General features: G+C 70.7%; 22 protein-coding genes. 7 read left to right on the top strand and 15 right to left on the bottom strand.

The window, feature by feature from the left end; genetic code table 11:
• Positions 1–9: 9 nt before the first annotated feature.
• The 10 genes from MQN93_RS32290 to MQN93_RS32245 all read right to left on the bottom strand — a co-directional run bounded on the left by MQN93_RS32290 (position 10) and on the right by MQN93_RS32245 (position 10,867).
• Positions 10–867 carry a Pro-rich N-terminal domain-containing protein gene (locus MQN93_RS32290; RefSeq protein WP_242712345.1) on the bottom strand — a complete coding sequence of 286 codons (858 nt, stop codon included), beginning with the start codon at positions 865–867 and terminating at the stop codon, positions 10–12.
• 186 nt (positions 868–1,053) lie between these two features.
• Positions 1,054–2,145, bottom strand: coding sequence for a 3-dehydroquinate synthase (gene aroB / locus MQN93_RS32285; protein ID WP_242712344.1), 1,092 nt, complete (start codon positions 2,143–2,145; stop codon positions 1,054–1,056).
• Complete coding sequence (locus MQN93_RS32280; RefSeq protein ID WP_278191427.1) at positions 2,142–2,624, bottom strand: shikimate kinase; 483 nt, start codon at positions 2,622–2,624, stop codon at positions 2,142–2,144. The genes aroB and MQN93_RS32280 overlap by 4 nt, the downstream gene beginning before the upstream one ends.
• A 32-nt stretch (positions 2,625–2,656) precedes the next feature.
• Positions 2,657–3,841 carry a chorismate synthase gene (aroC, locus tag MQN93_RS32275; protein ID WP_016434229.1) on the bottom strand — a complete coding sequence of 395 codons (1,185 nt, stop codon included), beginning with the start codon at positions 3,839–3,841 and terminating at the stop codon, positions 2,657–2,659.
• 430 nt (positions 3,842–4,271) lie between these two features.
• A complete protein-coding gene (locus MQN93_RS32270) occupies positions 4,272–5,087 on the bottom strand; it encodes a shikimate dehydrogenase (protein ID WP_242712343.1) in 816 nt (271 codons plus the stop codon).
• Entirely contained in the window at positions 5,087–6,781 is a 1,695-nt protein-coding gene (gene mltG, locus MQN93_RS32265; RefSeq protein ID WP_242712342.1) for an endolytic transglycosylase MltG, read from the bottom strand. Before mltG ends, MQN93_RS32270 begins: the two co-directional genes overlap by 1 nt.
• 121 nt (positions 6,782–6,902) lie before the next feature.
• Positions 6,903–7,367, bottom strand: coding sequence for a Holliday junction resolvase RuvX (gene ruvX / locus MQN93_RS32260; protein WP_242712416.1), 465 nt, complete (start codon positions 7,365–7,367; stop codon positions 6,903–6,905).
• Between the two features lie 2 nt (positions 7,368–7,369).
• Positions 7,370–10,042: an alanine--tRNA ligase gene (alaS, locus tag MQN93_RS32255; protein WP_242712341.1), complete on the bottom strand. Its 2,673-nt coding sequence runs from the start codon at positions 10,040–10,042 to the stop codon at positions 7,370–7,372.
• Positions 10,042–10,395, bottom strand: a complete 354-nt coding sequence (locus MQN93_RS32250) for a hypothetical protein (protein ID WP_016434234.1) — start codon at positions 10,393–10,395, stop codon at positions 10,042–10,044. The genes alaS and MQN93_RS32250 overlap by 1 nt, the downstream gene beginning before the upstream one ends.
• A 7-nt stretch (positions 10,396–10,402) precedes the next feature.
• Positions 10,403–10,867 (bottom strand): DUF948 domain-containing protein, encoded by a 465-nt coding sequence (locus MQN93_RS32245; protein ID WP_242712340.1) that lies wholly within the window; start codon positions 10,865–10,867, stop codon positions 10,403–10,405.
• Between the two features lie 152 nt (positions 10,868–11,019).
• Here MQN93_RS32245 and MQN93_RS32240 point away from each other — a divergent pair, with 152 nt between their 5' ends.
• Entirely contained in the window at positions 11,020–13,173 is a 2,154-nt protein-coding gene (locus MQN93_RS32240; protein WP_242712339.1) for an ATP-binding protein, read from the top strand.
• Between the two features lie 31 nt (positions 13,174–13,204).
• Here MQN93_RS32240 and rpsD read toward each other — a convergent pair whose 3' ends face one another.
• From rpsD to MQN93_RS32225, 3 genes are all read right to left on the bottom strand, one after another.
• On the bottom strand, positions 13,205–13,819 hold the full coding sequence (rpsD, locus tag MQN93_RS32235; protein ID WP_015661793.1) for a 30S ribosomal protein S4: 615 nt from the start codon (positions 13,817–13,819) through the stop codon (positions 13,205–13,207).
• A 301-nt stretch (positions 13,820–14,120) separates the two neighbouring features.
• Positions 14,121–15,476, bottom strand: coding sequence for a replication-associated recombination protein A (locus MQN93_RS32230; RefSeq protein ID WP_016434237.1), 1,356 nt, complete (start codon positions 15,474–15,476; stop codon positions 14,121–14,123).
• Positions 15,477–15,532: 56 nt separating this feature from the next.
• Entirely contained in the window at positions 15,533–16,189 is a 657-nt protein-coding gene (locus tag MQN93_RS32225) for a vitamin K epoxide reductase family protein (RefSeq protein ID WP_016434238.1), read from the bottom strand.
• Between the two features lie 145 nt (positions 16,190–16,334).
• Here MQN93_RS32225 and MQN93_RS32220 point away from each other — a divergent pair, with 145 nt between their 5' ends.
• From MQN93_RS32220 to MQN93_RS32205, 4 genes are read left to right on the top strand one after another with little or no spacing between them, the layout of a single operon-like run.
• Positions 16,335–17,201 (top strand): ABC transporter ATP-binding protein, encoded by an 867-nt coding sequence (locus MQN93_RS32220; RefSeq protein WP_242712338.1) that lies wholly within the window; start codon positions 16,335–16,337, stop codon positions 17,199–17,201.
• On the top strand, positions 17,198–18,043 hold the full coding sequence (locus tag MQN93_RS32215) for an ABC transporter permease (protein WP_016434240.1): 846 nt from the start codon (positions 17,198–17,200) through the stop codon (positions 18,041–18,043). Before MQN93_RS32220 ends, MQN93_RS32215 begins: the two co-directional genes overlap by 4 nt.
• Positions 18,040–19,275, top strand: a complete 1,236-nt coding sequence (locus tag MQN93_RS32210; RefSeq protein ID WP_242712337.1) for a sensor histidine kinase — start codon at positions 18,040–18,042, stop codon at positions 19,273–19,275. Before MQN93_RS32215 ends, MQN93_RS32210 begins: the two co-directional genes overlap by 4 nt.
• Positions 19,272–19,898, top strand: a complete 627-nt coding sequence (locus tag MQN93_RS32205) for a response regulator (RefSeq protein ID WP_016434242.1) — start codon at positions 19,272–19,274, stop codon at positions 19,896–19,898. The genes MQN93_RS32210 and MQN93_RS32205 overlap by 4 nt, the downstream gene beginning before the upstream one ends.
• A 42-nt stretch (positions 19,899–19,940) precedes the next feature.
• Here MQN93_RS32205 and hisS read toward each other — a convergent pair whose 3' ends face one another.
• Both hisS and MQN93_RS32195 read right to left on the bottom strand, forming a co-directional pair.
• Complete coding sequence (gene hisS, locus MQN93_RS32200) at positions 19,941–21,203, bottom strand: histidine--tRNA ligase (RefSeq protein WP_242712336.1); 1,263 nt, start codon at positions 21,201–21,203, stop codon at positions 19,941–19,943.
• An 11-nt stretch (positions 21,204–21,214) separates the two neighbouring features.
• Positions 21,215–21,922 carry an MBL fold metallo-hydrolase gene (locus MQN93_RS32195; protein WP_242712335.1) on the bottom strand — a complete coding sequence of 236 codons (708 nt, stop codon included), beginning with the start codon at positions 21,920–21,922 and terminating at the stop codon, positions 21,215–21,217.
• Between the two features lie 170 nt (positions 21,923–22,092).
• Here MQN93_RS32195 and MQN93_RS32190 point away from each other — a divergent pair, with 170 nt between their 5' ends.
• On the top strand, positions 22,093–22,947 hold the full coding sequence (locus tag MQN93_RS32190; protein ID WP_016434245.1) for a peptidylprolyl isomerase: 855 nt from the start codon (positions 22,093–22,095) through the stop codon (positions 22,945–22,947).
• Positions 22,948–23,082: 135 nt separating this feature from the next.
• Complete coding sequence (locus MQN93_RS32185; protein WP_016434246.1) at positions 23,083–24,312, top strand: DUF349 domain-containing protein; 1,230 nt, start codon at positions 23,083–23,085, stop codon at positions 24,310–24,312.
• Positions 24,313–24,351 lie beyond the last annotated feature (39 nt).

Raw genomic sequence — 24,351 nt, 5'->3', positions numbered from 1 at the left:
GGACGGGCGCTACCAGGCGGGCGGACTCGCGATCGACCTCGCCAGTACGTCGTCCAGGACACGGGCCGTCGCGGGCACGTCCAGCTGGGAGTTGTCGATGATCGGCAGGCCCGAGCCGTACCAGCCCGCCATCCGGCCGTGGATACGGGCGACCTCCTCGTCGGTGAGGCGGCGGTTGCCGGAGCGTTCCGCGTTGCGCTCCAGGACGATCTCCAGGCCGGGGAGCAGGACGACCGGCAGGAGGCCGGGGCCCACATGACGCTTCCAGCCGCCGAGGCCGACGACCGGGCGGTCGGGGAAGACGGCGTCGTCCAGGATGCAGGAGATGCCGTTGGCCAGGAAGTTGCGGGCGGCGAAGCCGCAGGTGCGGCGGGCCAGGCGGTACTGCGCCTCCGAGTGGTCGTTCCACCCCGACTGCGGGTCGGCGAAGCCCGAGCGGACCCATTCCCGTACGTCGTCGAGGCTGATGTGGGCGGTGGGGACCCGGCGGTGTTCGGCCCAGTACTTGGCGACGCTCGTCTTTCCGGCGCCCGCGGGGCCGATGAGCAGCACGGCGAGGGTGGTGCCCGTCGCGTCCGGCGCCGCCGTGGCGGGCGGTGCGCTGGGCATGGCGACCGGGCCGCCTGGCGGCAGCGGGACATGACCCGTGGTCTCCGGGGGCGGTGGAGCGGGGGCGTGCTGCGCCGCGGGTGCGTTCGGCGCCTGCGGGTAGCCCGGTGCCGGGGGCGGCGGGGGCACGGGGGCCGTGCCGTGCTGCGGGTCCGCCTGGTGCGGACCCGGGTGGTGTGCGGCCGGTGACCAGCCGGCGGCCGGTCCGTGCCCCGGCTGATGGGGCGGCGGCAGCGGCGGACCCACTGCGTGCTGCATCCGGTGCCACTCCGTCTCGTATCCATGGGCGCGGTGTCGCCGCAGGCAATCGACGCCGGGAGCGGGGGGCTGATCCCACTCCCTACTGAACGGTACCTTCCCCGGCCGTCGTTTGGTGAACGGCCGGGGAAGCCCCGAAGTGCCCAGCCTCGCAAGGCACATCGGACGGATGACGCCCCGGGGTACTTACTCCCCCACTTCGCCGTACGCGGCCAGCAGCACGGCGGGGTCGGGTCCCTCCAGGACGGTGGGCTTGGCCAGTCCGTCCAGGACGATGAAGCGCAGCAGGTTGCCGCGGGACTTCTTGTCGACCTTCATCGTCTCCAGCAGCTTGGGCCACTGGTCGTGGCGGTAGTGCAGCGGCAGGCCGACCGATTCCAGGACGGTGCGGTGGCGGTCGGCCGTGGCGTCGTCCAACCGGCCCGCGAGGCGCCCCAGTTCGGCGGCGAAGTGCATGCCGACGGAGACCGCGGCGCCGTGCCGCCACTTGTAGCGCTCGTTCTTCTCGATCGCATGGCCGAGCGTGTGGCCGTAGTTGAGGATCTCCCTGAGGCCCGATTCCTTCAGGTCGGAGGAGACCACCTCGGCCTTGACCCGGATCGAGCGCTCGATGAGCTCGGCGGTGTGCGGTCCCGCCGGGGTGCGGGCCGCCTGCGGGTCCTCCTCGATCAGCTCCAGGATCACCGGGTCGGCGATGAATCCGGCCTTGATGATCTCGGCGAGCCCGGAGATGTAGTCGTTGACCGGCAGGGAGTCCAGTGCGGCCAGGTCGCACAGCACTCCGGCCGGCGGATGGAAGGCGCCCACCAGGTTCTTGCCCTCGGCGGTGTTGATGCCGGTCTTGCCGCCGACCGCCGCGTCCACCATCGCGAGGACGGTGGTCGGTACGGCGATCCAGCGCACCCCGCGCAGCCAGGTCGCCGCGACGAAGCCGGCCAGGTCCGTGGTGGCTCCGCCGCCGACGCCCACGAGGACGTCGGAGCGGGTGAAGCCGGACTGTCCGAGCGCCTTCCAGCAGTAGGCGGCGACCTCGGCGGTCTTGGCCTCCTCGGCGTTGGGCACCTGGACGGCGACGGCCTCGTAGCCCTGCTCGGCCAGGTCGGCGCGCAGGGCGTCACCGGTCTCGGCGAGCGCCTCGGGGTGGATCACCGCGACGCGCCGGGCCTTCTCCCCCACCAACCCGGGCAGTTCGTCCAGGAGTTGACGGCCGACCAGCACCTCGTAGGGGTCGCTGCCCGCGCTGCCGCCCACCTGGATCCGGGTGACTGCCTCGCTCATGCTTCTTTCAACTCCAGTGCGTCCAGGGCGACTTGGGTGACCTCTTCGGGCGTACGGCCGTCGGTGGCCACGACCGCGGTGGCGACCTCCTCGTACAGCGAACGCCGGGCGTCCATCAGCTCCCGCCACTGCTTGCGCGGGTTGACCGCGAGCAGTGGGCGCGCGGTGTTCAGCCCGGTGCGCTTGACCGCCTCCTCGACGTCCATGGAGAGATAGACGACCCGCGCACCGGCCAGCAGTGCGCGCGTGTCCGGGTCCAGGATCGCGCCGCCGCCGAGCGCCAGGACGCCGTCGTGCTCGGCGAGCGCCTTGTGCACGGCGGCCTTCTCGATCGCGCGGAAGGCCGGCTCGCCCTCGTCGACGAAGATCTCCGCGATGGTGCGGCCCTGTTCGGCCACGATGTCGTCGTCGGTGTCGCGGTAGCCGGCGCCGAGCCGCTCGGCGAGCAGCCGACCGACCGTGGACTTGCCCACGCCCATCGGGCCGACCAGCACGATCGCACTCACCGCGGTCACCGGATGACCAGGTTGTCGAGGTAGGACCGCACATTGCGGCGGGTCTCGGCCACACTGTCACCGCCGAACTTCTCCGCCACCGCATCCGCCAGCACCAACGCCACCATCGCCTCCGCGACGATCCCGGCCGCCGGCACCGCCGACACATCCGACCGCTGGTGATGCGCCTGCGTCGCCTCACCGGTGGCCACATCCACCGTCCGCAGCGCCCGCGGCACCGTCGCGATCGGCTTCATCGCCGCCCGCACCCGCAACAGCTCACCCGTGGACAACCCGCCCTCGGTACCCCCGGACCGCCCCGACACCCGCCGGATCCCCTCCGGCGTGCCCACGATCTCGTCATGCGCCTTCGACCCCGGCACCCGCGCCAGGTCGAACCCGTCACCGATCTCGACACCCTTGATCGCCTGGATGCCCATCAGCGCCCCCGCCAGCCGCGCGTCCAGCTTGCGGTCCCAGTGCACGTGCGAGCCCAGACCCACCGGCACGTCATAGGCCAGCACCTCGACCACACCGCCCAGGGTGTCACCGTCCTTGTGGGCCTGATCGACCTCCGCGACCATCGCCTTCGAGGCGTCCGCGTCCAGACAGCGCAACGGATCCTCATCCAGCCGCGCCACGTCCGCCGGCGTCGGATACACCCCGGCCGGGGCCTTCACCGAGCACAGCTCCACCACATGGCTGACGATCTCGATGCCGGCCGTCTCCTTCAGATACGACCGCGCCACCGCACCCAGCGCCACCCGCGCCGCCGTCTCCCGCGCCGACGCACGCTCCAGGATGGGCCGCGCCTCCTCGAAGCCGTACTTCTGCATGCCCGCCAGATCGGCGTGACCGGGCCGCGGCCGGGTCAGCGGCGCATTGCGGGCCAGCCCCGCCAGAATCTCCGCATCCACCGGGTCGGCCGCCATCACCTGCTCCCACTTGGGCCACTCCGTGTTGCCCACCATGATCGCGACCGGGGACCCCAGCGTCAGACCGTGCCGGACACCACCGAGGAAGGTGACCTCGTCCCGCTCGAACTTCATGCGCGCACCGCGCCCATAACCGAGCCGGCGCCGGGCCAGATGGTCCGCCACCATCTCCGTGGTGATCGGGACACCGGCGGGAAGGCCCTCCAGCGTCGCCACGAGTGCGGGACCATGGGACTCCCCCGCGGTCAGCCAGCGCAACCTGCTCAACGGTGCTCCTCAGTGCTCGCGCCCTGGTACTGCCTGCGTACGCACGTCCTCGCGTACGGCGACGGCGCGACCAGGTGCGCGGCCCCGGCCCGCCACCTCCGATCCTCCCACGTCCACGAGGCACCCCGGCTCCCGGTCCGGCAGACGGACAAGGGCTGACAGACGAGAGCGTCCCCTGACGGACGCGGGCGCCGGGCGCACGGGTCAGCGCCGCTGCGCCGCCTCGCGCATCGCGGTCAGCGGGGAGCGCGGATCGCCGGAGGGTCGCGGCCGCTGAGCACCTGCCCTCTCTCCGCGGGCCTCCCAGGCGGCGGCGAGCGGGGTGGGCTCGTACGGCCGGCGCATCGGTACCCCCGGCAGGCGTCGTCGAGATCACCAAGGGCGCCTGGAAGGCACGAGCCGCAGCGGACCAGTCGGCCGGGCGGACGGGTCAGCGTCGCTGCGCGGCCTCGCGCATCGCGGTCAGTGGGGAGCGCGGATCGCCGGTGAACTGCCGGAACTGGAAGACGGCCTGGTGCACCAGGAGGTCGAGACCGCTGAGCACCTGCCCGCCGCGCGCCTCCCAGGCGGCGGCGAGGGGGGTGGGCCAGGGCTCGTAGAGCACGTCGAAAAGGGTGCCGACATGCGCGGGCAGCCGCTCGGCCAGCGCGTCGGTGCCCCCAGCGGGCGTCGTCGAGATCACCAGGGGCGCCTCGAAGGCGCGGGCCGCGTCGGACCAGTCGGCCGGGCGGACCTGGACGCCGAGCCGCTCGCCCCACTGCCGCATCTCGTCCGCGCGCCGCTCGCTGCGTACGTACACGGTGACCTCACCGGTGCAGATGCGGGCGAGCGCGGCGAGCGCCGAGGAGGCCGTGGCTCCGGCGCCGAGGATCGCGGCCGACTCGGCCTTCTCCACTCCACGCTCGTGCAGCGCGGCCACCAGGCCGGGGATGTCGGTGTTGTCGCCGACCCTGCGCCCGTCGGGCCGGAACACCACGGTGTTGACCGCCTCCACCGAGGCCGCCGTGTCGGTGATCTCGTCGAGCAGCGGGATGACGGCACGCTTCAGCGGCATCGTCAGGGAGAGCCCCGCCCACTCGGGGCCGAGCCCCTCGAAGAACCCGGGCAGCGCCGCCTCGTCGACGTCGAAGCGGTCGTACGACCATCCCTGCAGGCCGAGGGCCCGGTACCCCGCGGTGTGCAGCTGCGGGGACAGGGAGTGGGCGATGGGCGAGCCGAGCACGGCCGCCCTTCGGGTCGCGGTCATCAGTTCTTGTTCCTCGACGCATTGAATTCGTCGACCAGCTTGTTGTGCTCGGCGAGCGTCTTGGTGAACTTGCTGGTCTTGCCGTCCAACGAGATGAAGTAGTACCAGCCGTCGTGCGTCGGATCGATCGAGCCCTTGATCGCCTCGGCGCCGGGGTTGTCGATGGGACCGGGCGGCAGGCCCTTGATGTAGTACGTGTTGTACGGGTTGTTGTACTTGCGCAGCTCGGCGATGCTCAGGTCGATCTTGCTCTGGTTCTTCACGTAGTTGTACGTGGAGTCGAACTCGAGCGAGCCGTAGGTCTCGGGGTTGTTGGGCTTGAGCCGGTTGTAGACGACCTCGGCCATCTTGCGGAAGTCGTCGTGGCTGGTGCCCTCGGCCTGCACCAGGCTCGCCACGGTGAGCAGTTGCCAGGGCCCGTCGAGTCCCAGGCTCTTCGCCTTCTTCTCCAGGCCCAGCTCCTCGTAGGTGCCGTTCGCCCGGGCGACCATGTCCTTCAGGACGGCCTCGGGCTTCTGGCCCTTGGACACGGCGTAGCTGGAGGGGTAGAGGAATCCTTCCAGCGGATCCTTCAGGTTCGGGTGGTTCAGCGCCCACGAGGGCAGGCCGAGCTTCTTGTAGTTCTGCTTCGCGACCTTCGCGGTGGCGCCCTTGCTGAGGCCGAGGCGCGTGTCGATCAGCTCGTAGACCTTCGTGTTGCGGGTGCCCTCGGCGATGATCAGGTTGCTGCGGCTCTTCGGACTGAGCATGAGTTCGACCGCACTGGCGGCCGACATCTGTTTCTGCAGCGTGTAGACGCCGTCCTGGATCGTCTTGCCCTTGTCGTTCGACTGCTGCGCGGAGACGAACGCGTCGACGCTCTGGACGACGCCCGCCTCCTTGAGCTTCTGGCCGATCACATAGCCGCCGGCGCCCTTGGGGATGACGACGGTGACCTGCTCGCCGTTGCCGTCGCCCGCGTAGTCGGGCGCCGCGCCGAAGCGGTCCTGGTAGAACTGCCAGCCGAAGTAGCCGACCCCGCCGACGCCGCCCGCGAAGATCGTCACCAGGACGAGACAGGCGCACCCGCTGCGGCGCTTCTTCGGCTTCTTGCCGCCGCGGCCCTTGCTGCCGGCCCGGCCGTCATCGTCGTCCTCGTCGTCATCGCCGCCACCGGCGAAGAAGGCGTGTTCGCCCTGGTCGGGGCCGGGGTCCCAGTCGGTGCGCGGCGGCTCGGGCTCGGCCTGCCTGCGGCTGGGCGGCTCGGGCGGCGGGTAGGCGTCGGGCGTGCCGTAGTAGTCGGGCCCGCCGTCGCCATACGACGCCGTCTGCTGGCCGTACGGGTCCGAGGGGTCGGTGTACTGGACCTGCTGCCCGGCGCCCCAGCCACCCTGGTCGTACGTCTGCTGCTGACCCTGGTACTGCTGCCGTCCCTGGTCGTATGTCTGCTGGCCCTGGTACTGCTGGTGGCCCTGACCCGCGTAGTACTGCTGGTCGTAGCCCTGGTACTGCTGCTGCCCCTGCCCGTAGCCGGACTGTCCGCCGTCGCCCCAGTCGCCGTACTGCTGCTGCGGCTGCTGCGGATAGTGCTGCGGCTGGCCGCCGTAGGGGGACTGCGGGCCCTGGGCCTGCTGTCCTCCCCATCCGTCGTCCCCGTACAACGGGTCCTCCGGATGCCACGGTTCGGAGCCTTGGCCCCGGCCATACTCAGTCATCGATCCCCTAGAGCCGCGAGGCGGCAGTGACGCGGCTTTTGACCGGGTCCCGTCCCGCCTCTTGCTGTGCGGTCGCTGTTCGAACAGCGGCGCAGTCGCGCGGAACGTTACCGTATCGCGATCAGATGACCACTTCGACGCCCTCGCCGGGTGCTTTGCCTGACACCCGTTCGGATTCGAGCGCCTGCTGAAGGATGATCACAGCGGCGGCCTGGTCGATGACGGAGCGGCCCTTCTTCGACTTCACGCCCGAGGCGCGCAGCCCCTGACCCGCCGTCACCGTGGTCATCCGCTCGTCCACGAGCCGGACCGGCACCGGGGCGATGCGCTTGGCGAGCTCCTGCGCGAAGCCGCGGACCTTCACCGCGGCGGGACCCTCGCCCCCCTTGAGGGAGCGAGGCAGGCCCACGACGACCTCGATCGGCTCGTACTCCTCCACCAGTTGCTTCAACCGGCGGTGAGCCGCGGGAACGTCCCGGCCGGGGACCGTCTCCACCGGAGTGGCGAGGATCCCGTCGGGGTCGCACGAGGCGACCCCGATGCGGGCGTCCCCGACGTCGATCGCGAGCCTGCGGCCCTTGCGCAGCGTCACTTCGCGGTGTCCGTGACCAGTCGCTCGACGGCGTCCACGGCCTCGCCGATCGCGGCCGGGTTCTGGCCGCCGCCCTGGGCGACGTCCGGCTTGCCGCCACCGCCGCCGCCGAGGGTCTTGGCGGCCGTACGAACCAGGTCGCCGGCCTTGAGGCCGCGCTCACGGGCGGCGTCGTTGGTGGCGATGACGGTGAGCGGCTTGCCGTTGTTGACCGTGAACAGCGCGACCACGGCGGCGCGTCCGCCCTGGATGCGGCCGCGCACGTCGAGGACCAGCTTGCGCAGGTCGTCGGCGGTCGTGCCGTCCGGCACCTGGCCGGTGACGACGGCGACGCCACGGACGTCCTTGGCGGACTCGGCGAGACCGGCGGCGGCCTGCAGCACCTTCTCGGCGCGGAACTTCTCGATCTCCTTCTCGGCGTCCTTCAGCTTGCCGAGCATCGAGGAGACCTTCTCCGGCAGCTCCTCCGGGCGGCCCTTGAGCAGCTCGGTCAGCTGGTTGACGACCGTGTGCTCGCGGGCGAGGAAGCTGTAGGCGTCCACACCGACGAGGGCCTCGATACGGCGGACCCCCGAGCCGATGGAGGACTCGCCGAGCAGTTTGACCAGGCCGAGCTGGGCGGTGTTGTGCACGTGCGTGCCGCCGCACAGCTCCTTGGAGAAGTCGCCGATGGTCACGACGCGCACGCGCTCGCCGTACTTCTCGCCGAACTCGGCGATGGCGCCCTGCTTCTTGGCCTCGTCGATGCCCATGACGTCGGCGCGCACGTCGAGGTCGCGGGCGAGCACCTCGTTGATCTTCTGCTCGACGTCGCTCATCACGGCCGTGGGAACGGCGGACGGCGAGCCGAAGTCGAAGCGGAAGCGGCCGGGCTGGTTCTCGGAACCGGCCTGGGCGGCCGTCGGGCCGAGGGCGTCGCGCAGGGCCTGGTGGGTGAGGTGCGTGGCGGAGTGGGCGCGGGCGATGGCCTTGCGGCGGCGGCCGTCGATGGAGGCGTGGGCCTTGGCGCCGACGGTGACCTCGCCGACCTGGACGACGCCCTTGTGGACGTAGACGCCGGGGACCGGCTTCTGGCAGTCGCGGACCTCGATGACGGCACCGGAGTCGGCCTTGATCCGGCCGGTGTCGCCGATCTGGCCGCCGCCCTCGGCGTAGAAGGGGGTGCGGTCGAGGACGATCTCGACCTCGTCGCCCTCGGTGGCGGCCGGGGAGGAGGCGCCGTCGACGAGGATGCCGACGATGGTGGACTCGCCCTCGGTCTCGCTGTAGCCGATGAACTCGGTCTCGCCGGTCCTGTCGGCGATCTCGCGGTAGGCGCCGGCGCCGGCGTGCCCGGTCTTCTTGGCCTGGGCGTCGGCCTTGGCGCGCTCCCGCTGCTCCTTCATCAGGCGGCGGAAGCCGTCCTCGTCCACCGACAGGCCCTGTTCGGCGGCCATTTCGAGGGTGAGGTCGATCGGGAAGCCCCAGGTGTCGTGGAGCAGGAACGCCTTGTCGCCGGGCAGCACCGCGGAGCCCGCGGCCTTGGTCTCGGAGACGGCGGTGTCGAGGATGTTGGTGCCGGCCTTCAGCGTCTTGAGGAAGGCGTTCTCCTCGGCGACGGCGACCTTCTCGATGCGCTCGCGGTCGGTGATCAGCTCGGGGTACTGCTGGCCCATCATGCCGATCACGGTGTCGATGAGGTCGAGGACGACCGGGCCGGTGGCGCCGAGCAGGCGCATGTTGCGGATGGCGCGGCGCATGATGCGGCGCAGCACATAGCCGCGGCCCTCGTTGCCGGGGGTGACGCCGTCGCCGATGAGCATGACGGACGTGCGCATGTGGTCGGTGACGACGCGCAGGGAGACGTCGGAGGCGTGGGCGGCGCCGTAGTGCACGCCGGTCAGCTCGGTGGCCTTCTTGATGACGGCCATGGAGGTGTCGATCTCGTACATGTTCTGCACGCCCTGCAGAATCATGGCGAGGCGCTCCAGGCCGAGGCCCGTGTCGATGTTCTTGCTCGGCAGCTCCCCGAGGATCTCGAAGTTGTCCTTGCCGATGCCCTCGCCGCGCTCGTACTGCATGAAGACGAGATTCCAGATCTCCACGTACCGCTCGTCGTTGACGGCGGGGCCGCCCTCGGCGCCGAACTCGGGGCCGCGGTCGTAGTTGATCTCGGAGCAGGGGCCGCAGGGGCCGGGGACGCCCATGGACCAGTAGTTGTCCTTCATGCCGAGGCGCTGGATGCGCTCCTTCGGCACGCCGACGACCTCGTGCCAGATGCGCTCGGCCTCGTCGTCGTCCTGGTAGACGGTGATCCAGAGCTTCTCCGGCTCCAGGCCGTAACCGCCCTTGTCCTGGGGGCTGGTGAGCAGCTCCCAGGCGTAGGTGATGGCGCCTTCCTTGAAGTAGTCGCCGAAGGAGAAGTTGCCGCACATCTGGAAGAAGGTGCCGTGCCGGGTGGTCTTGCCGACCTCTTCGATGTCCGGCGTGCGCACGCACTTCTGGACGCTGGTGGCGCGGTCGAAGGGCGGCTTGACCTCACCCAGGAAGTAGGGCTTGAAGGGCACCATGCCGGCCGGGACGAGGAGCAGAGTCGGGTCGTCCGCGATGAGCGACGCCGAAGGGACGACGGTGTGCCCGCGCTCCTCGAAGAAGCTCAGCCAGCGGCGGCGAATCTCGGCCGACTCCATCAGTGGTCCTCATTCCGGTTGTACGAGTACGTCTGGTACGTCGAACCCTCGACGTACTTCGGGGTGTTGCGGTTCTCGATGGCGGCGTACCGCCGGACTGCGGGGAGTTCGGGGGCGGTGTTGATGCCGAGGGCCTCCCCCAGCTCCTCCTCCCGCTGCGCCATGTTCTCGCGTACGTCCAGCGCGAAGCCGACCGCCCGGTCCTTGAGCCGGTGGCCGGCGTCGATCGCCTTGTGGGCGGCGGCCGCGGCGAGGTTCTCGGGGGTCAGCTGCTTCAGCTTGCGGTTGACCTTGGTGGTGGCCCACACGCCGGCGGCGACGCCCGTGGTGAACCAGAAGGTACGGCGGAACATCTCTCGCTCAGTCCCTCTTCCCCGAGTCGTTCCCCCGCTTCGGCTTCTGACGTCGCCCGGCCGGGACGGTGCGGCCGACGATCACGGTGCTCTTCGGCGCCCCTGCGGGCGCACCGTCCTTGCGGCCGCCCAGGGCGCGGCGGACGCCGTAGCCGAAGGCCGCGACCTTGACCAGCGGGCCGCCGAACGTGGAGGCGACGGTGGTGGACAGCGCCGACGCGTTCGACGTGACCTCCTGGACGTCGGTGGCGATCGCGTCGACCCGGTCGATCTGGGTCTGCGCGGAGCGCACCGCGGCGGAGGCGTCGGCCAGCAGCGGGACGGCCTGGTCGGTCACGTCCGCGACCAGCTTGGTGGTCGCCCTGAGCGTCTGGGCCACCCTTGCCAGCGCCACGGCGAGGAAGGAGACCAGGATCGCCCAGAAGACGGCCACCAGGATTCCGGCCACTTCTCCACCGGACACCTCGCGCACCCGCTCCCTGAAACGTGTCTGAACATCGAAAAGCAATGGACCCGAGCCTATCGCGCCGGGGACGAAGCTCCGCACCGGATTACCCGCGCGCGCTGCCGGGTCGCGTGAAGCGATTGTACGGAGTGAATACGGTTCAGTACGCTCCGTATTCCATGCGGAACCATCAACCCGGCGGGGGCCTCGCGGACGGCAATCTGCCTCTGGAACTCAACGCGTTCGTGGGGCGATCGGCCGAACTCTCCGGGCTGGCGCAGGTGCTTGACGCCGGACGTCTGGTGACGGTGACGGGCGCGGGCGGGGTCGGCAAGTCGCGGCTCGCGGCCCGGGCCGCCGCACGGTGCGCGCCGCGGGACGGGGTCTGGCGCGTCGAGCTGGCGCCGGTGCACGATCCGGAGTTCGTGGACTACGCGGTCGTGGAGGCGCTGGGGCTGACGGACCACACGACGCGGGCGCCCCTCGAGATGCTGCGCGCGCATCTCGCCGACCGCCAACTGCTGCTCGTCCTGGACGGGTTCGAGCATCTGGTGGAGTCGTGTGCCGCGCTGGTGGACGAGTTGCTGCGGCAGGTGCCCGGGCTGAGGGTGCTCGCGGTGGGGCGCCGGCCGCTGGGCGTGGCGGGCGAGCGGGTCTTCCCGCTGGCGCCGCTGGGCGAGGACGAGGCGGTCGAACTGCTGCTGGACCGGGCGGCGGAACAGCAGCCGGCGGTCGCGGACGGCCCGGACGTGCGCGAGGTGTGCCGGCGCCTGGACGGGATCCCGCTGGCGATCGAGCTGGCCGCGGGGCGGCTGCGGGCGCTGTCCCCCGCGCAGCTGCTGCAGCGCCTGGACGACCGCTTCCGGCTGCTGACCGGCAGCGAGCGCACTGCGCTGCCCCGCCATCGGACCCTGCGCCTGGCCATCGGCTGGAGCCATGAACTGTGCACTCCCCGGGAGCGGTTGCTGTGGTCGCGGCTGTCGGTGTTCGCCGGACGGTTCGACCTGGAGGCCGCCGAGTACGTCTGCGGCGGGCACGGCCTGAAGGCCGACGACGTCCTGGACGTGCTCACCGAACTGCTCGCGCAGTCGGTGGTCGCACGCGAGGAGACACCGGCGGGCGTGCGCTACCGGATGCTGGACACGGTGCGTGCGTACGGCGCCGAGTGGCTGGAGGCGACAGGGGACGCGGCCCGGCTGCGGCGGCGCCACCGCGACTGGTATCTGGGCCTTGCCACCTGGTGCGAGCTGGACTGGTTCTCGCCGCGCCAGGCGGAGGTGGCCGCGCGCGTGGAGGCGGAGCTGCCGAATCTGCGCAGTGCTCTGGAGCACTGTCTCGACGAGCCGGAGGAGGCGCATCTGGGCCAGTACCTCGCGGGCTCGCTCTGGTTCCACTGGGCGGGCTGCGGGCGGCTGTCGGAGGGGCGGCACTGGCTGGAGCAGGTGGTGCGCCTCGACGCCGGGCACGAGCAGTCCCGGCTGAAGGCCCTGTGGGTGCTCGGCTATGTGGCGATCCTCCAGGGCGACACGGTGCCCGCGCTGGCCGCACTGCAGGAGTGCCGGGAGGAGGCGGAGCTCTCCGGCGACCCCACGGCGGTGGCGTACGCGGAGCACCGCGCCGGATGCCTGGCCCTGGTCAGCGACGACATGGCGCGCGCCGAGCGGCTGCTGCGCTCGGCGCTGGACCGCTACCAGGAGATCGGCGAGCTCAACAGCAATGTCCTGATGTGCCAGGTGGAGCTGGCGATGACGCGCGCGTTCCAGAGCGATCTGCCGGACGCGGTACGGCTGTGCGAGGACGTACGGCGGGTGTGCGAGGACCACGGCGAGCGGTGGACCCGGGGCTACGCGTTGTACGTCCTGGCGTACGCGGCTTGGGCGGAGGGCGATCTGGCGCGGGCGCGCGCCCTGCTGGCCGAATGCCTGACCGGCGCCCATGCCTTCCACGATCTGCTCGGCTCGGTGCTGGCGGTGGAGCTGCTGGCGCTGGTCACGGTCGCGCAGGGCGATGCGGCGGAGGCGGCGGTGCTGCAGGGCGCGGCGGCGAGGATGTGGCCGTCGGTGGGCCTGCCGCTGTTCGGCTCGGCGCACTACAACGCCCCGCACGAGCTGTGCGAGGCGACGGCCCGGGAGCTCCTCGGCGACGCACGCTACGAGGAGTGCGTGGCGGAGGGGGAACGGCTGGTGCGGGAGGCGGCCGTCTCGCGGGCGCTGGAGCGGCCGCTGCAGGCCGTGCCGTCGCCGCGGGAGGTGGTCCGGCACCCGTCGGCGGGTGCCGGCATGCACGAACCCGCCGCCTCCCGCGCCCGTAAGGGCGGGGAGACGGCGGGCTGAGGTGGTGCGTGGTGCTACCGCCTGCTGGTGATCAGCGGGCGTAGTACTCGACGACGAGCTGCTCGTCGCAGATCACCGGGATCTCCTTGCGGTTCGGCTCACGGTCCAGGCGGAATGCCAGGGCCTTGAGGTTCACCTGGAGGTAGCGCGGGGTCTCGCCCTCGGGGGCGAAGCCGCCCTCGCGGGCGATGGAGAAGAGGGTCTTCTCACGGCTGCGCTCGCGGACCATCACGACGTCGTCGGGACGGACGCGGAAGGAGGGCTTGTCGACCTTCTGGCCGTTGACCTCGATGTGGCCGTGCACGACCATCTGACGGGCCTGGTAGATGGTGCGGGCGATGCCCGAACGCAGGACCAGGGCGTCGAGACGGCGCTCGAGCTCGATGATCAGGGCCTCGCCGGTCTTGCCCTGGACCTTGGAGGCACGCTCGTAGGCGCGGACGAGCTGGCGCTCGGACACGTCGTACTGCGCGCGCAGACGCTGCTTCTCGAGCAGACGGACCTTGTAGTCCGAGTTCTGCTTGCGGCCGCGGCCGTGCTCACCCGGCGGGTAGGGACGGGCCTCGAAGTACTTGACGGCCTTCGGGGTCAGCGCGATGCCGAGGGCACGCGACTTCTTGACCTTGGGGCGGGACTGGTTCGCCACTGTCTTTAGTCTCTTCTCTGAAGTTTCTTCGGCTTGTCAGGGTTAAGGGAGGTCGCATCCGCAGCCGGGGAATCCCTCCTCGTCCTGCTGGACTTCGGTGGGCAGCCGCTCCCCTGGTCTGGGCACATACGTGCAGCACGCGAGTGGCCCACCGACCTCTCCCGTCCTGGGACGGGTGGTGGTGGGCTGCCCGCGACACCGTTCGACGGTGCGCGACGCTCCTGGAACCCCTGGGGGCTCCGGCCGGATGACCCGCTCTGACGGCACGGGACTCGGCACTTCGGCGAAGTCTACAGGGTGCTCAGGACCGTCTGCGACCGAGGTGCTTCCTGGTCCACTCCACCGCGTCCGCGTATCTTGCCTCCGCGCCGTGTCTGCTCGGCGTGTAGTACTCGCGGTCCTTGAGGGCGTCCGGGGCATACTGCTGCTCGGCGATGCCCTCGGCCAGGTCGTGCGGATACACGTATCCCTGCGCGTGGCCGAGCTTGGCGGCGCCCTTGTAGTGACCGTCGCGCAGATGGGGCGGCACCTGGCCGGCCAGTCCCTTCTTCACGTCCTCCAGGGCGGCCCCGATCGCCGTCGTCGCGGAGTTGGACTTGGGGGCCAGGGCGAGGGCGATGGTGGCGTGGCTGAGGGTGAGGGCGGCCTCGGGGAAGCCGATCATGGCGACGGCCTGGGCGGCGGCGACCGCGATCGGCAGTGCGTTGGGATCGGCGAGGCCGATGTCCTCGCTCGCCGAGATCATCAGGCGGCGGGCGATGAAGCGGGGGTCCTCGCCGGCCTCGATCATGCGGGCCAGGTAGTGCAGCGCGGCATCCACGTCCGAGCCGCGGATGGACTTGATGAGGGCGCTGGCGACGTCGTAGTGCTGGTCGCCGTCGCGGTCGTACTTCACCGCCGCCCGGTCGACCGTCTCCTCCAGCGTCGTCAGGGAGATCTCCGTCTCACCCTTGTCCAGGGCGGCGCCGGCCGCCGCCTCCAGTGCGGTCAGGGCGCGGCGTGCGTCGCCGCCGGCGATGCGCAGAAGGTGGTCCTCGGTGTCCTCGGGGAGGGTGACCGCGTCCTTCAGGCCCCGCTCGTCGCCGAGCGCCCGCTTCAGCAGTCCTCTGATGTCGTCGTCGGTGAGGGGTTCGAGGGTGAGCAGGAGGGAGCGGGACAGCAGCGGGGAGATCACCGAGAAGTACGGGTTCTCCGTCGTCGCCGCGATCAGGGTCACCCAGCGGTTCTCGACCGCGGGCAGCAGGGAGTCCTGCTGGGCCTTGCTGAAGCGGTGGATCTCGTCGAGGAAGAGGACGGTCTCCTGGCCGTACCCACCGGTGGCGCGGCGGGCGCCGTCGATGACAGCGCGGACCTCCTTGACGCCCGCGGTGATCGCCGACAGCTCGACGAAGCGCTTGTTGGTGGCCTTGGAGACGACGTAGGCCAGGGTCGTCTTGCCGGTGCCGGGCGGGCCCCAGAGGATCACCGAGGACGGTCCGGCGGGTCCGCCGGCGCCCTCGCCGACGAGTCTGCGCAGGGGCGAGCCCGGTTTGAGCAGATGCTGCTGGCCCACGACCTCGTCGAGGGTGCGCGGGCGCATCCGCACGGCCAGGGGGCTTCCAGCCGGATCCTTCTCCTGGCGTTCTTCTGCGGCGGCGGTGAACAGGTCGGGCTCCACGTCAAGAACCCTAATTCACCGCACTGACAACGCGTCCGGGCCCTGCAGAAGCCCGGTCAGCTGGTCCAGAAGTCCCACCAGCGGGTCAGGACGAGCATGCCGATGATGCCGACGTGCAGCACGGGCACGACCCAGGTGAACTCGCCGAAGAAGCTCTTCAGCCAGCGCGGGGAGGGCAGGAAGCCGTTGCGGATGTTGAACGAGGTGACGTACCAGAACATGGTGATCGTCGCGACCCAGGCCAGCGAGCACCACAGGCACAGCGCGTTGATCCGGTACAGGGACTGGAACTGCAGCCAGGTGCAGAAGCCCACGCCGAAGAGGGTGCCGAAGTTGAAGGTGAGCCAGTACCAGCGCGGGTAGCGGGCGCGGGCGAGCAGGCTCATGCCGACGCAGATGACGATGCCGTAGCAGACCAGGCCGAGCATCGGGTTGGGGAAGCCGAAGACGGCGGCCTGCTTGGACTCCATCACGTTGCCGCAGGAGACCACGGGGTTGAGGCTGCAGCCCGGGGTGAACGTCTTGCCCGCGACCTTGGCCTCGAGGATCTTGTTCTTGTCGATCGTGATGACCCATGCGGCGAGCAGACCGGCCGCGCCCGTGATCACCAGCAGCAGGGCCAGGGCACGGCTGCCGCCCGCCGTCCGTGGTCCGGCCGAGTCGGGTCCCGGAGCGGGCTCGGTGGACACGTCTTTGACTGTGGTCTTGCTCATCACGCCGATTCCGTCTGCTTGAGAGTGGGACCTTCTTCGGGCAGGGGCCATTGTGCCGCACTCGACCCCGCGTCCACCGTTCGGTGGACATAAGGAAGTACGCACGGTCGTTCCTGAGCGTTCGGTTCCGGCCGACCCTGGGTGCATGACAACACACGCGAACGAACTCGCGGTGGACGTACGGGGGCTGCGCAAGCAGTACGGGGACGTGACCGCGGTGGACGGCATCGATCTCGAGATCCGCCCGGGCGAGGTGTTCGGCCTGCTGGGACCCAATGGCGCGGGCAAGAGCACCACGGTGGAGATCCTCCAGGGCAACCGCAGCCGGGACGCGGGCGAGGTGTCGGTGCTCGGGTCCGATCCGGCGGCCGGCACGCGCGCGTGGAGGTCCCGTGTGGGAATCGTCTGGCAGGACGAATCGGCACCCGCCGAGTTGACGGTCGGCGAGACCGTACGGCATTTCGCGCGCTACTACCCGCGCCCGCGCGACCCCGAGGAGGTCATCGGCCTGGTGGGCCTTCAGGCCAAGGCGGGCAGTCGCATCAAGGCGCTGTCGGGCGGCCAGCGCAGGCGGCTCGACGTGGCCCTCGGGGTGATCGGCGGCCCCGACCTGCTGCTCCTGGACGAGCCGACGACCGGTTACGACCCGGCGGCCCGCCGGCAGTTCTGGGAGCTGATCAGGCTGCTCGCCGACGAGGGCACGACGATCCTGCTGACCACGCACTACCTGGAGGAGGCGGAGGCCCTCGCCGACCGGCTCGCCGTGGTGGCCCGGGGGCGGGTCGTCGCCACGGGCGAGCCCGCGGCGCTGCGGGAGCGGTACGGCACGGACGCCACGGTCGAGTGGACCGAGCGGGACGGCACCACCCGCACCGAGCGCACGGACACCCCGACCAGGACGGTCGCCGAGCTGATGCACCGCTTCGACAGCGAGATCCCCGGCCTGAGGGTGAGCCGCCCCACGCTGGAGGACGTCTACCTCCGGCTGACCGGACAGGAGGACGCGCGATGACCACGACCGCCGTGGAGACCAGGACCGGGCCGGACACCGTGCGGCTGCCCGGGGCATGGGGGCTGGGCCTCGGTCGGGGCGCCCTGGAGATCAGGCAGTTCTTCCGGCAGCGCGACCAGGTGGTGTTCACGTTCGCGTTCCCGGTGGTGTTCCTGTTCCTGTTCGCGTCGATCTTCAGCGACGACGTGGAGGGCGCGGGCATCACCGCCTCGCAGCTGTACGTCCCGGCGATGATGGCGGCCGGCATCATGTCGACGAGCTTCCAGTCGCTCGGCATCTCCATCGCCATCGAGCGGGACGAGAAGGTGCTGCGCCGGCTGCGCGGGACACCGATGCCGCCGGCCGCGTACTTCCTCGGCAAGATCTGGCTGGTTCTGTTCACCGGCCTGCTGGAGACGGCGATCCTGCTGCTCGTCGGCACCACCGTCTACGACGTGGATCTGCCCTCGGACGCGACCGACTGGTTCGACCTGGCCTGGATCTTCGTCCTCGGTCTGACGGCGTGCGCCCTGCTCGGCATCGCGATCAGCTCGGTGCCCAAGTCCGGCAAGAGCGCGACCTCCGTCGTCGTCCTGCCCTTCCTGGTCCTGCAGTTCATCTCGGGCGTGTACATCGCGATCGACACCATCCCCGACTGGATGCTGAACATCGGGGCGCTGTTCCCGCTGAAGTGGATGTGCCAGGGACTGCGCGGGGTGTTCCTGCCGGACTCGGCTCACATCCTCGAGCAGACGGGCAGTTGGGAGTTCGGCAAGGTGGCGCTGGTGCTCGGGGCGTGGTGCGTCGGAGGATTGGTGCTGTGTCTGCTGACCTTCCGGTGGAAGAACCGGCGCGACGGATGAGCGGGCGGGCACCCGCCGTAGGTGCCTACACCTGGGACCGGTCCTTCCGGCTCTGGGACACCTATTTCGCGCTGATCTGGCTGGCCACCCTGGCGTTCGTGCTCGGCACGGGACAGCCGGGGTGGCCGGTCCGGCTCACCGCGGCGGCGCTGCTGCTGCCGTTGATCCCCCTGTACGTGTGGGTGGGGCGGCCCCTGCTGCGGGGCGATCCCCCGCCCGAGCGGCAGGCGTTGCTCTATCTCCTCGCGATGACGGCCCTGTTCCTGCCCTCGGCGATCCTGGTCGGCGAGACGCGGGTCATGACCTTCGCGCTCGTCCCCCAGTGCTTCATGACCCTGCGCATGCGGTGGGCGATCACACTCGTGGCCGTGATCAACGTGGTGCCGGTGGTGGGCTGGGCGCTGCTGTGGTGGCCCGGCGAGCAGGAGGTCTTCTTCAACGGGCTGTTCGCCGTGGTCAGTCTGGTCTTCTCGGTGGCCGTCGGCACCTGGGTGATCCGGATCATCGACCAGAGCCAGGAGCGGGCCGCGCTGATCGCGGAACTGGACGCGAGCCGCCACGAGATCTCGCGTCTGTCCGCCGCGCACGGGGCGCTGGCCGAGCGCGAGCGCATGGCCCGGGAGATCCATGACACCCTCGCGCAGGGCTTCACCAGTGTGCTGATGCTGATCCAGGCGGTGGAGGCGGAGCTCGACGACGACGTCCCGCAGGCCCGCCGGCATCTGGCCCTCATGGACGAGACGGCCCGGCAGAACCTCGCCGAGGCCCGTGCCCTGGTCGCCGGCGCCGCGCCCGCCGACCTCGACGGCTCGTCCCTGCCGGACGCGCTGCGCCGGCTCGCCACCCGGCACGGGGCCACGCTGGAGGTGACCGGTCCGGTGCGCCCGCTGCCCGCCGCCCCCGAGGTGGTGGCACTGCGCGCCTGCCAGGAGGCCCTGTCGAACGCCCGCAAGCACGCGGGGAGTTCGGCCTCCGTCGGCATCGCGCTGACGTACCGCGACGACACGCTCACCGTGTCCGTACGGGACGACGGCTGCGGCTTCGACCCGGGCGCCCCCAGCGTCGGTTACGGTCTTGCCGGGCTGCGTGCCCGGGCCACCGAGGTCGGCGGGACGGCGCGGATCCGCAGCACACCGGGCGACGGCACGACGGTGACCGTCCGGCTGCCCGTGTCGCCCGCACCGCCTGCGTCGCCCGCATCCCCCGTAGCGCCGTTGAGGAGCTCATCGTGATCCGGATCGTCCTCGCCGACGACCATCCCGTCGTACGGGAGGGGCTGCGGGCGATGCTCAGTGCCGAGCCGGACCTGGAGGTGGTCGCCGATGCGGAGAGCGGGCCGCGGGCGGAGGCGCTGGCGGCCGAACTGCGGCCCGACATCGTGCTCATGGATCTGCGCATGCCGGGCGGCGGGGGCGTCGACTCGATCGTGCGGATGGGCGAGGCGGGGCTGCCGTGCCGGGTGATCGTCCTGACGACGTACGAGACGGACCGCGACATCCTGCGGGCGGTCGAGGCCGGAGCCGCGGGCTATCTGCTCAAGGACATGCCGCGTGCCGAACTGGCGGAGGCGGTACGGGCGGCAGCCCGCGGCGAGACGGTGCTCGCCCCCTCGGTGGCGGCCCGCCTGGTCGACCAGCTGCGCACCCGGCCGGAGCGGCCGCGCCTCTCGGAGCGGGAGACGGCCGTGCTGCGGCTGGTGGCGGAGGGCTGCACCAACGCGGAGATCGGCCGCCGGCTCTTCATCGGCGAGTCGACCGTGAAGACCCATCTCCTGCGCGCCTTCGGCAAGTTGGGCGTCGACGACCGCACCGCGGCCGTCACCAGCGCCATGCGCCACGGGCTGCTCGACCCATGACAAAGGCGCCGGCCACGCGCATGGCCGGCGCCCCTGGGACGTCTAGCCGAGCCGGGACTCCAGCTCGGCCACGATCTCGTTCACGCCGACCGCCGTCTGCTCGCCGGACTCCATGTCCTTGAGCTGGACGACGCCCTCGGTGAGGTCGCGTTCGCCGGCCACGATCGTGTAGCGGGCGCCGCTGCGGTTGGCGTTCTTCATCGCGCCCTTGAGGCCCTTGGCGCCGTAGGAGAAGTCGGCCGCGATGCCGAGCTTGCGCAGCTCGGTGACCTTGCCGAACAGGACGCGGCGCGCCTCCTCGCCGAGCGGGACCGCGAACACGCTGGTCGTGGAGGGCAGTTCGAGCTCGACGCCCTCCGCCTCAAGCGCCAGGACCGTGCGGTCCACGCCGAGGGCCCAGCCGACGGACGGCAGCGCGGGGCCGCCGATCATCTCGGAGAGGCCGTCGTAGCGGCCGCCGCCGCCCACCGCGGACTGCGAGCCCAGACCGTCGTGGACGAACTCGAAGGTCGTGCGGGTGTAGTAGTCGAGGCCGCGCACCAGCTTGGGGTCGTCCTCGAAGACCACGCCCGCCGCCGTGATCAGCTCACGGACCTCCTCGTGGTACGCCTTGCAGGCGTCGCACAGGTAGTCACGCAGCAGCGGGGCGTCGCCCAGCTGCTTCTGGACGGCGTCGCGCTTGTCGTCCAGGACGCGCAGCGGGTTGATCTCCGCGCGGCGCAGCGTGTCCTCGTCCAGGTCCAGGCCGCGCAGGAAGTCCTGCAGCGCCGCGCGGTAGACGGGACGGCACTCCTTGTCGCCCAGGCTGTTGAGCAGGATCCGGAAGTCGCGCAGGCCCAGCGAGCGGTAGGCCTGGTCGGCCAGGATGATCAGCTCGGCGTCCAGTGCCGGGTCCTCCGCGCCGATCGCCTCGGCGCCGACCTGCGAGAAGTGCCTGTAGCGGCCCTTCTGCGGGCGCTCGTAGCGGTAGTACGAGCCGGAGTACCAGAGCTTGACCGGCAGGTTGCCCGCCTTGTGGAGGTTGGCCTCCAGCGCGGCGCGCAGCACGGACGCGGTGCCCTCGGGGCGCAGCGCCAGCTTGTCGCCGCCCTTGGTCTCGAAGGCGTACATCTCCTTGGTCACGATGTCGGTGGACTCACCGACGCCGCGCGCGAAGAGCTCGACGCTCTCGAAGCCGGGCGTCTCGATGTAGCCGTAGCCGGAGTTGCGCAGGGGCGCGGCGATCGCGTCGCGGACGGCCAGGTACTTGGCGCTGTCCGGCGGGATCAGGTCGTACGTGCCCTTGGGGGCCTTGAAGGTGCTCACGGAAGGTCTCGTCACATTCCTCGTCGGGGAGCGGGCTGGGCTCCCTGGCCGGCGGCCACCTGCCGCAGATACGGGTTGGTGGCGCGCTCCTGGCCGATGGTCGTCTGGGGGCCGTGGCCGGACAGCACCACGGTCGAGTCGTCGAGCGGCAGGCACACACGGCCCAGCGAGTCGAGCATCTCGGCCATATCGCCGCCGGGCAGGTCGGTGCGTCCGATGGAGCCGGCGAAGAGCAGATCCCCGGAGAAGAAGACCGACGGGATCTCGGTCGTCTCGGGCATCCGGAAGGTCACCGACCCCTTGGTATGGCCGGGCGCGTGCGCGACGGAGAACTCGAGCCCCGCGAGCGCCAGCCGCGCGCCGTCGGCCAGCTCCTCGACGTCGTCGGGCTCCCCCACCGTCAGCTCGCCCATCAGCGGCATGCCGATGGAGCGGCCGAGCGCCTTCTCCGGGTCGCTCATCATGTAGCGGTCCTCGGGGTGGATCCACGCCGGTACGTCGTGTGCGCCGCACACCGGGACGACCGAGGCCACATGGTCGATGTGGCCGTGGGTGAGGACGACGGCGACGGGCTTGAGCCGATGCTTCCTGAGCGCTTCCTCGACTCCTTCGGTGGCCTGGTGGCCGGGGTCGATGATCACGCACTCCTCACCGGCGGCGGGGGCGACGAGATAACAGTTCGTCCCCCAGGCCCCGGCGGGGAACCCGGCAATGAGCACGATCGTCCTTCGTTGTGTGTCGGTCACAGACGGCTACAGCTGCTGTCAGAGCCTACCGGCGCTGCCGAATCCTCAGCGAACCCATATACGGTACGGGGCACACGCAGGCGGTCGGCTCACAAGACGCACGCGTCCCAGTCGACGTACGAGACGCATGAGGAGAGAACCCGGTGGTCACCCAGGAACAGCGCAAGCGCCAGCTCGCGCGGGAGAAGTTCTTGCGGCAGCAGCAGCGGCGTACGGCTGCGCGGCGCAAGGCGAAGATGCGCAATTCGGTGATCGCGTCGGTGCTCGGCGTGGTCCTGATCGGCAGCCTGGCGCTCTACACGACCGGCGTGCTCAAGGACGACAAGAGCGACGACAAGGCCAACGCGAGCTCGCAGACGACCCCGAGCGCCGCCGCCACCAGCAAGGCACCGGACCCGTGCGCCAAGCCGGCCAAGGGCTCGGTGAAGAAGCTGAGCTGGAAGAAGGAGCCGGCGATGACCATCGACAAGTCGGCGAAGTACACGATGGACCTCGACACGACCTGCGGGGACATAAGCATCGCGCTGAAGGCGTCGGCCGCGCCGCACACCGTCAACTCCTTCAACTTCCTTGTCGGCAAGGGCTACTTGGACCACACCAAGTGCCACCGACTGGTCCCCCAGGGGATCTACGTGCTCCAGTGCGGCGACCCGACGGGCACCGGCACCGGCGGACCGGGCTACACCATCCCGGACGAGAACCTGAAGGACAAGAGCCTCAAGGGCCAGGTGTACCCGGCCGGCACGGTCGCCATGGCCAACCAGTACAACCCGCAGACCAAGAAGGGCCGCGACACCGGCGGCAGCCAGTTCTTCCTCGTGTACCAGGACAGCCCGCTGCCGCCCGACTACACCCCGTTCGGCACGATCTCCAAGGACGGCATGAAGGTCCTGCAGAAGATCGCGAAGGCAGGAGCGCAGGCCGCGGACCCGACGACCGGCAATACGGCGCCCAACGCGACCGTCGTGATCAACAAGGCGACGGTCACGAAGTCCTGAACGTCAAGTGCGAAATTTCGGTCGCGCGGGATGCGGACAGGCAACCCGCCGGTCGCCTATGTTGGCCGTGACGAAACTGTGGACGATGCCCGGGGGAGCTGAAGCCCCTCACAGGCATCATGTGGAGGAGGCGCTGTGAGCAGCGACCCGTGGGGACGCGTCGACGAGACGGGGACCGTGTACGTGCGTACGGCCGACGGCGAGCAGGTCGTCGGTTCCTGGCAGGCCGGCTCCCCCGAGGAGGCGCTGGCCTACTTCGAGCGCAAGTACGAGGGCCTGGTTGTCGAGATCGGCCTCCTCGAGAAGCGAGTGAAGACCACCGACCTGTCCGCGAAGGACGCACAGACGGCGATCGATCACATCCGCGAGCAGGTCGACGCGCATCATGCGGTCGGCGACCTGGCCGCCCTGCGCACCCGCCTGGACAAGCTGGTCGAGACGGTCGAGGCGCGCCGCGAGGAGCGCAAGCAGCAGCGCGCCAAGCAGTCCGACGAGGCCAGGCACGCCAAGGAGGACCTGGTCAACGAGGCGGAGCAGCTGGCGCAGTCCGACCAGTGGCGGGCGGCCGGCGAGCGGCTGCGCGCACTGGTGGACACCTGGAAGAGCCTGCCGCGCCTGGACCGCAAGTCGGACGACGAGCTGTGGCACCGCTTCTCGCACGCCCGCTCGGCGTTCTCCAAGCGGCGCAAGGCGCACTTCGCGGCGCTGGACGCGCAGCGCGAGGAGGCCCGCAAGATCAAGGAGCGGCTGGTCTCGGAGGCCGAGGCCCTGTCCGGTTCGACGGAGTGGGGTCCCACCGCCGCGCGCTACCGCGAGCTGATGGCGGAGTGGAAGGCCGCGGGCCGCGCCCAGCGCGAGCACGAGGACGATCTGTGGAACCGCTTCCGCGGCGCCCAGGACATCTTCTTCGCGGCCCGCAGCTCGGTCTTCGCGGAGCGTGACGCGGAGCAGTCGGAGAACCTGAAGCTCAAGGAGGAGCTGGCCGGGGAGGCCGAGAAGATCCTCCCGGTGACGGACCTGAAGGCGGCGCGGGCCGCCTTCCGCTCGGTCAACGAGCGCTGGGAGGCCATCGGTCATGTGCCGCGGGACGCCCGTCCCAAGGTCGAGGGCCGGATGCACGCCGTGGAGCGGGCCATCCAGGAGGCCGAGGAGGCCGAGTGGCGCCGGACGAACCCGGAGGCACGCGCGCGTGCCGAGGGTCTGACCGGGCAGCTGCAGGCGGCCGTGGACAAGCTCAAGGGCCAGATCGAGCAGGCGCGCGCCCAGGGCAACAACGCCAAGGCCGACAAGCTGGAGCGTGAGCTGGAGGGCCGCCAGGCCCTGCTGGACCAGGCGCTGAAGGGTCTGCAGGAGTTCGGCGGCTGACACCCGAGTCGTGCAGAAGGGGCCCGTACCGCGAGGTAC

It is taken from the genome of Streptomyces spinosisporus (assembly GCF_022698145.1).
Lineage (GTDB): Bacteria > Actinomycetota > Actinomycetes > Streptomycetales > Streptomycetaceae > Streptomyces > Streptomyces spinosisporus.
Note: the sequence above shows the minus strand (reverse complement) of the source record. Positions and strands in the feature narration are given on the sequence as shown.